Source organism: Rhodopila sp. (assembly GCF_035548235.1).
Taxonomy (GTDB): domain Bacteria; phylum Pseudomonadota; class Alphaproteobacteria; order Acetobacterales; family Acetobacteraceae; genus Rhodopila.
Map to the genome: position 1 here is coordinate 1 of NZ_DASZTJ010000264.1, position 7111 is coordinate 7111.

8 protein-coding genes and 1 riboswitch are annotated in these 7111 nt (G+C 68.7%); of the genes, 4 read left to right on the forward strand and 4 right to left on the reverse strand.

Annotation, left to right across the window (positions count from 1 at the left end; all coding sequences use genetic code 11):
* Both VHB27_RS21155 and VHB27_RS21160 read left to right on the forward strand, forming a co-directional pair.
* Positions 1-719, forward strand: a 719-nt coding sequence (locus VHB27_RS21155) for an acyl-CoA dehydrogenase family protein (RefSeq protein ID WP_325604296.1), incomplete at its 5' end; no start/stop codon positions are given.
* Complete coding sequence (locus VHB27_RS21160) at positions 719-1357, forward strand: HAD hydrolase-like protein (protein ID WP_325604298.1); 639 nt, start codon at positions 719-721, stop codon at positions 1355-1357. The genes VHB27_RS21155 and VHB27_RS21160, both read left to right, overlap by 1 nt.
* A 90-nt stretch (positions 1358-1447) precedes the next feature.
* Here VHB27_RS21160 and VHB27_RS21165 read toward each other — a convergent pair whose 3' ends face one another.
* Entirely contained in the window at positions 1448-2578 is a 1131-nt protein-coding gene (locus VHB27_RS21165; protein ID WP_325604300.1) for an NAD(P)/FAD-dependent oxidoreductase, read from the reverse strand.
* A riboswitch (TPP riboswitch) is annotated at positions 2568-2663 on the reverse strand. It overlaps the preceding gene by 11 nt.
* A gap of 174 nt (positions 2664-2837) precedes the next feature.
* Here VHB27_RS21165 and VHB27_RS21170 point away from each other — a divergent pair.
* The gene (locus tag VHB27_RS21170) at positions 2838-3161 is read left to right on the forward strand and encodes a nucleotidyltransferase domain-containing protein (protein WP_325604302.1); all 324 of its coding nucleotides are present in this window, start codon (positions 2838-2840) and stop codon (positions 3159-3161) included.
* Complete coding sequence (locus tag VHB27_RS21175) at positions 3158-3547, forward strand: HEPN domain-containing protein (protein ID WP_325604304.1); 390 nt, start codon at positions 3158-3160, stop codon at positions 3545-3547. Before VHB27_RS21170 ends, VHB27_RS21175 begins: the two co-directional genes overlap by 4 nt.
* 8 nt (positions 3548-3555) lie before the next feature.
* On the opposite strand, the gene VHB27_RS21180 is transcribed toward VHB27_RS21175, so the two are convergent.
* Genes VHB27_RS21180 through VHB27_RS21190 form a run of 3 tightly spaced genes read right to left on the reverse strand, consistent with a single transcriptional unit; the run spans position 3556 to position 6539 of the window.
* A complete protein-coding gene (locus tag VHB27_RS21180) occupies positions 3556-4965 on the reverse strand; it encodes an NAD(P)(+) transhydrogenase (Re/Si-specific) subunit beta (RefSeq protein ID WP_325604306.1) in 1410 nt (469 codons plus the stop codon).
* Between the two features lie 10 nt (positions 4966-4975).
* Positions 4976-5371: an NAD(P) transhydrogenase subunit alpha gene (locus tag VHB27_RS21185; RefSeq protein WP_325604308.1), complete on the reverse strand. Its 396-nt coding sequence runs from the start codon at positions 5369-5371 to the stop codon at positions 4976-4978.
* A gap of 28 nt (positions 5372-5399) precedes the next feature.
* Complete coding sequence (locus VHB27_RS21190) at positions 5400-6539, reverse strand: Re/Si-specific NAD(P)(+) transhydrogenase subunit alpha (protein WP_325604310.1); 1140 nt, start codon at positions 6537-6539, stop codon at positions 5400-5402.
* Positions 6540-7111: the final 572 nt, after the last annotated feature.

Genomic DNA, 7111 nt, shown 5'->3' on the forward strand with positions numbered 1-7111 from the left:
AGGGGCCCGGCTATGTGCTGGACGGCGCCAAGAGCGTCGTCATCCACGGCGATGTCGCCGACCAGCTTTTCGTCACCGCCCGCCTGTCCGGCGGCCAGCGCGCGCGCGACGGCGTCGGCCTGTTCCTGATCGACGCCCAGACACCGGGCGTCACGCGCCGCGGCTACCCGACCCAGGACGGGCTGCGCGCGGCCGAGGTCACGCTGTCCGGCGTCCGCGCCGGCCCTGAAACGCTGCTGAGCGACAACGCCCTGCCGGGGATGGAGCACACGGTCGACGAAGCCATCGCCGCGCTCTGCGCCGAGGCCGTCGGCTGCATGCAGGCGATGCAGGACCTGACGCTGGAATACCTGAAGACCCGCAAGCAGTTCGGCCGCCCGATCGGTTCCTTCCAGGCGTTGCAGCATCGTTCCGTCGACATGCTGGTGGAACTGGAGCAGGCCCGCAGCATGGCAGTGTTCGCCGCGATGATGGCATCCGAAACCAATCCGCTCGAACGCCGGCGCGCGATCGCCGCCGCCAAGACGCAGATCGGCCGATCGGGCCGGCATATCGGGCAGGAGGCGATCCAGCTTCATGGCGGCATCGGCATGACGATGGAATACGCGGTCGGTCATTACTTCAAGCGGATGACGGTGATCGAGCAGTTGTTCGGCGACACCGACACGCATCTGACCTGGCTCGCGGCCAATGGCGGCCTGTTCGGGAAAGCCGCGTAATGCAGGCTGTCCTGCTGGACCTGGACGGGACGCTGGCCGACTCGCGGCCGGGCATCGAGGCCAGCATGCGCTTCATGCTGGCCGAACTGGGCCACGACCCGATGGTTGCGGGCGATATCACCTGGGCGGTGGGGCCGCCGATCGCTTGGTCGATCTCGACCCTGCTGGCCAAATACGGCGATACCCGCGCCGAGGACGGCATCCGGATCTACCGTGCCCGGTACTCCGAGGTCGGGCTGTATGACTGCGCCCCGTTTCCCGGCGTGCCGGAGATGCTGGCCGCCCTGCACGCGACCGGCCGGCCGCTGTGCCTGGCCACGTCCAAGCGCCGGGACTTCGCCGAGCGGGTGGTGGATTATCTGGGGTTCGCGAAGATGATCCCGACCGTCTATGGGGCGCTGCCCGGCGGCGGGCTGGACGACAAGAAGGACATGGTGCGCGCGTTGATGCGCGCGCAGGGCTATGACCCCGACGGCACGGTCATGGTCGGCGACCGGCTGCACGATATCGAGGCGGCGAAGGCCAACAACCTGCGCTCCATCGGCGTGCTGTGGGGCTATGGCGGGCGCGAGGAACTGCAACGCGTCGGCGCCGACACCCTGGCCGAGACGCCCGCGGACGTCGTCCGGCTGGTTTAGCCGGCCCAAGCCGGCCGGACCATCCTCGCCGGGCCATCCTCGCCGGGCCATCCTCGCCGGGCCATGACGGGGTGGGGCACGGATCCTGGTTCAGCGCAGCGCGACCGCCGCCCCGGCCTCCCGCCGGACCGCCAGCCCGAACGGGGCAAGGTCGATGGCCGGGTCCCGGCCCAGCACCAGGTCGGCCAGCAGCCGACCCGCGAGCGGGCCGATGGTCAGCCCCGCCGCGCCCAGGCCGTTGCCCAGCACCAGGCCTTCGATGTTCGGCACCCAGCCCAGCATGGGGCGGATGCCGGTGGTGGCGGGGCGGAAGCCGATGCGGGTTTCGATCAGCGTCGCTTCGCCCAGGCCGGGGGCGATGTGCAGGGCTTCCGTCAGGACCTCGTGCTGGCCGGCGGCGGTGACGCGGTAGTCGAACCCGGCCCCGGTCTCGCGGGTCGCGCCGGCGACGATGCGGCCGTCGTCGAACGGGACGATGTAGTGGCTGCCGGGCGGCAGGATGACGGGCCAGTCCTCCGTGCCGCTGTCGGGCAGTTGCAGGTGAACGATCTGCCCGCGCTGCGGCTCGACCGGCAGGTGGCCGCCGATGCCCCGCAGCACCGCGTCGCCCCAGGCGCCGGCGGTCAGGATGACGATGTCGGCGGGCAGGGGCGTTCCGTCAATCGAGACGCCGGCGACCCGGCCGGCCGTCACCACCGGCCTCGCATCCCCATCGCGCCGCCTGGCGCCCAGCCGTTCGGCCGCGCGCAGCAATGCGGCCGTGATGCGCCGTCCGTCGACCCGAGCGCCGCCTTCGATGTGAACGCCGCCCAGGTCGTGGCGCAGCGGCGGGAAGGCCTGCCGCGCCTGCTCGGGCGGCAGGCGGGTGACGGCGCCCATCGCCGGGACGTGGCGGGACCGCGCCATCCGCTCCAGCCAGGCCAGTTCCGGGGGTTCGGCTGCCACCAGCATGGCGCCGGCGCGGCGGTGGCCGGTGTCGGTTTCGCCCGCATCGGCGAGGGCGGCGACCAGCTCCGGATAATATTCCCCGCCGCCGGTGTAGAGGCGCATGAACGCCGCATCCTCCGCCCCCGACACCCAGGGGCAGATGATCCCCGCCCCGGCCGCCGTCGCGCGGCCGTCCAGCCCCGCATCGACGATGGTGACCGCGGCGCCGGATGCGGCGAGGTGGAAGGCCGTGCTCGCCCCCAGGATGCCGGCGCCGACGATGATGATCTGCATGTTCACTCCCTTCGCTGGCATGACCCAGAGCAGGTTCGCGGGTATGATCTCAGCCCTTGGGATAAGGGCACCCCGGTGTTGGCGTCAGTTTCGGCGGCTGGGGGTGGATGTCAAGACGATGACGGTGGCGACTTGGATTGCCGCTGACCACCCGTCCTGAAATCCGGCCTGAATGACTGCGCTGGCGTCGGTCACCTGGGGACGATCAGATTTTCCGTGTTAGAACGTTGCCGTGGTCCCTGACCGAACGAGGTAGCTCATGGCCGCGTCCGTCGCCGCCGATCCAGTCCTGAAACGCTTCCGCTCCGCGCTGAATGCGGCCTACGGCGACCGCCTCGAACGGGTCATCCTGTTCGGCTCTCATGCCAGGGGCGACGCGCGACCGGATTCTGATTACGACGTTGCCGTGTTCCTCAGAAACATGGGCGACCGGTTCAAGGAACTGCGGCGCGTCGCCGAATTGAGCAACAACCTGGTCGATGAAACGGGGGAATCGATCCATGCCCTGGTCTATGCCGCCGGCGCCTATGACGAACGCACCCCCCTGATGCGGGAGATTCGCCGGGAAGGCGTCGATCTTTGACGCCAGAGACCGCCCTCTTCCTGGCGAAAGCACATCGCCTTCTGGGTGAAGCAAAGGGTGTCCTGGCCGCCGGCTACACCGAGGCAGCCGGCCGAGCAGCTTATCTCGCGGGGTTTCACGCCGCTCAGGCGCTGATTTTCGAGCGGACAGGGAGGATGGTGAAAACCCATAAGGGCGTCAGGACCGAATTTCATCGCCTGACTCGTGACGAGCCTGGGATCGACCATCGCCTGCGCGGATTTCTCGGCGTTGCCTATAACCTCAAGACAATCGCCGACTACGAAACGGGCGGCAATTCGGACGTCTCAGCGGATGAGGTCAGAACTGCCGCCAACGAAGCGGAGGCGTTCGTCGCGACAATCGAGGGGATCCTCTCGGGGCCCTGACGGTGCGATCAATGCCCCAGCGCCTGCACGATCTCCTCGGTCATCTTCTTCGCGTCCCCGAACAGCATCATCGTGTTCGGCCGGAAGAACAGCTCGTTGTCCACGCCCGCGTAGCCCGAGGCCATCGACCGCTTCACGAACAGCACCGTCCGCGCCTTCTCCACGTCCAGGATCGGCATGCCGTAGATCGGTGACGACTTGTCCGTCTTCGCCGCCGGATTGGTCACGTCGTTCGCGCCGATGACATAGGCCACGTCGGCGGTGGAGAATTCGTTGTTGATCTCCTCCAGCTCGAACACCTCGTCATAGGGGACGTTCGCCTCGGCCAGCAGCACGTTCATATGGCCGGGCATGCGGCCGGCGACGGGGTGGATCGCGTATTTCACCTCCACGCCCTCTTTCTTCAGCGTATCCGCCATCTCCCGCAGCGCGTGCTGGGCCTGGGCGACGGCCATGCCGTAGCCGGGGACGATGATCACCTTCGACGCGTTCTTCATGATGAACGCGGCGTCGTCGGCGTTGCCCGACTTCACCGTCCGGTCGGCCCCGCCGCCCGCGCCCGCCGGGCCGGCGCCGCTCTCGGTCCCGAACCCGCCCAGCAGCACGTTGATGATGCTGCGGTTCATGCCCTTGCACATGATGTAGGACAGGATCGCGCCCGACGCGCCGACCAGCGAGCCGGTGATGATCAGCGCCAGGTTCTGGATGGTGAAGCCGATGCCCGCCGCCGCCCAGCCGGAGTAGCTGTTCAGCATCGACACCACGACCGGCATGTCCGCGCCGCCGATCGGGATGATGATCAGGAAGCCCAGCGCCAGCGCCAGCAGCGCGATCAGCCAGAACACGAACTGGCTGCCGCCCGTGGCGATGAAGATCACGACCAGCACCACCAGCAGGATGCCCAGCGCCAGGTTCAGCTTGTGCTGCCCAGCGAAGGTGATCGGCGCGCCTTTCATCAGGGCCTGCAGCTTGGCGAACGCGATCAGCGAGCCCGAGAAGGTGATCGCGCCGATCGCCAGGCCCAGCGACATCTCGACCAGGCTCTCGGGGTGGATCGCGCCGCGCACGCCGATGCCGAACGCTTCGGGCGCGTTCAGCGCCGCCGCCGCGACGAACACCGCCGCAAGCCCGACCAGCGAGTGGAACGCGGCCACGAGCTGGGGCAGGGCGGTCATCTGGATCCGCCGCGCCACGATCGTGCCGATGCCGCCGCCGATCACGATGCCGGCCAGGATCAGCCCATAGCCGGCGCCGCTCATGCCATGATGCAGCACCGTTGCCAGCACGGCGATCGCCATGCCGATCATGCCGTAGCGGTTGCCCTCGCGTGAGGTCACCGGCGACGACAGGCCGCGCAGGGCAAGGATGAACAGAACGGCCGCGACCAGATACGCGAGCGAGGTCAGGCTGGCGGACATCGACGCTTCCTTATTGTTTCTTCTTGAACATCGACAGCATGCGCTGCGTCACCAGGAAGCCGCCGAATATGTTGACCGAGGCCAGCGTCACCGCGATGAAGCCGAACGCCATCGCCCAGCCCGACGTCGCCAGGCCGGTCGCCAGCATGGCGCCAACGATGATGACCGAGGAGATCGCGTTGGTGACCGCCATCAGCGGCGAATGCAGCGCCGGCGTCACGTTCCAGACCACGTAGTAGCCGACGAAACAAGCCATCAGGAAGATGGCCAGCAGGAAGATGAACGGATTGACGTCGGGCGCGACCGTCTGGCTCACGCCGACGGCCAGCGTCTGCGCGTGCCGCGCCAGAAGGGCGGCATGATCGGCCAGGCGGTTCGCCTCGTCAGCCAGTTGAGCAGGATTCATCGGGAAGCCTCCAGCATATCCGGCAAGGTCACGCGGCCTGCTTGGGCAGGAAATCGGGATGCACGACGGCGCCCCCGCGCGTCAGCATCACGCCTTTGACGATGTCGTCCTCGGGCGGCAGCTTCGGCGCCTTGGTGTCCTTGTCCCAGAACGTCGTCAGGAAGGTCAGCAGGTTGCGGGCATAGAGCGAGGACGACGCCACCGGAATGCGTCCCGGCCAGTTGTTGTAGCCCAGGACGGTGACGCCGTTCGGCGTGGTGACCACCTCGCCCGGCACGGTCGCGGCACAGTTGCCGCCCGCTTCGGCGGCAAGGTCCACGATCACGCTGCCGGCGCGCATGCTGTCGACCATCGGCTGGGTGACGATCACCGGCGCCTTGCGGCCCATCACCAGCGCGGTCGTCACGACGATGTCGTTCTTCGCCACCGTCGCGGCCATCAGCTCCGCCTGCTTCTGGCGGAACGCCTCGGACATTTCCCGCGCATAGGCGCCGGTCTGGCCGGCGGTCTCGGCATCCTCGACGCCGACGAAGGCGGCGCCCAGGGACTTGATCTCCTCCTTGGCCGCGGGGCGGACGTCGGTGGCGGAAACGATGGCGCCCAGCCGGCGGGCGGTGGCGATGGCCTGCAGCCCGGCGACGCCGGCGCCGATGACGAACACGCGGGCCGGGGGCACCGTGCCGGCGGCGGTCATCATCATCGGAAAGCCGCGCTGGAACGCGGCGGCGGCTTCGATCACAGCGCGATAGCCGGCAAGGTTCGCCTGGCTGGACAGCACGTCCATCGACTGCGCGCGGGTGATGCGCGGCAGCAATTCCATCGCCGCCACGTCGATCTTCGCGGCGGCGAGGTCGGGAACCAGCGCCGCGTCGCCGAACGCGCCGGCGATGCAGACCAGCAGCGCACCTTGCGGGATCAGCGCCCGCTCCGCCGCGTCGGGCATCCGCACCGTGAAGACGATGCCGGCGCCGCTCAGCGCCGCTTCCGCGCCGGGAGCGATCTCCGCCCCCGCGCCGCTGAAATCCTGGTCCGAGATCGAGGCCTGCGCGCCGGCGCCGCTTTCCACCGCAACCGTCAGCCCCAGCCCGACCAGTTTCTTCACCGTCTCCGGCGTCGCCGCCACCCGTGTCTCTGCCGTTCGGCGTTCTTTCAGCACCGCTAGGCGCATGGCATCCATCCTTCGTACATCAAGGGTCAGCCGAACGGAGTCCGCGCCTAGTACCCTGGATCAATGGCCTTGGTTCAATGCACGGTGAAGGCGTGGCCCGCAAGAGGGCGCGGCGGAAAACCCGCGCGTTTGCGGGGACGAAAGCCGGGAAGGAAGTTTCATTGTGTCTTTGTGGTCAGGCGCCGGCGATGCGGACCCGGGCACGCGGCATCGGGTGAGCGGCAAGCCGGTGCTGGTATGTTCGGGGGATCGGTTTCGCACGGAGGCAAGCGCTTCGCGCTTTCGGGGAGGGCACGGAGGCCACGGAGGAGGTGTGGCGGCGCCGTCGCGGCCCCGAACACGGACTGCCTGGGTGCCATCGGCAGTGAAACAGGCCGCGACCCGGCGCGCCGTCGTGACCAGCCTGTCCCCGTGACCAGCCTACCTGTGACCCGCCTATCCCTGCGACCCGCCTATCCCCGCGACCCGCCTATCCCCGCGACCAGCCTATCCCCGCGACCAGCCTATCCCCGCGACCAGCCTAGCCCCGCGACCAGCCTATCCCGGCGACCCGCCTATCCCTGCGACCAGCC

What these genes read in the sequence shown, in the direction of transcription:
- VHB27_RS21160 (WP_325604298.1), top strand. Translation starts at nt 719, where the DNA reads ATGCAGGCTGTCCTGCTGGACCTGGACGGGACGCTGGCCGACTCGCGG.
- VHB27_RS21180 (WP_325604306.1), bottom strand. Translation starts at nt 4,965, where the DNA reads ATGTCCGCCAGCCTGACCTCGCTCGCGTATCTGGTCGCGGCCGTTCTG.
- VHB27_RS21165 (WP_325604300.1), bottom strand. Translation starts at nt 2,578, where the DNA reads ATGCAGATCATCATCGTCGGCGCCGGCATCCTGGGGGCGAGCACGGCC.
- VHB27_RS21185 (WP_325604308.1), bottom strand. Translation starts at nt 5,371, where the DNA reads ATGAATCCTGCTCAACTGGCTGACGAGGCGAACCGCCTGGCCGATCAT.
- VHB27_RS21170 (WP_325604302.1), top strand. Translation starts at nt 2,838, where the DNA reads ATGGCCGCGTCCGTCGCCGCCGATCCAGTCCTGAAACGCTTCCGCTCC.
- VHB27_RS21190 (WP_325604310.1), bottom strand. Translation starts at nt 6,539, where the DNA reads ATGCGCCTAGCGGTGCTGAAAGAACGCCGAACGGCAGAGACACGGGTG.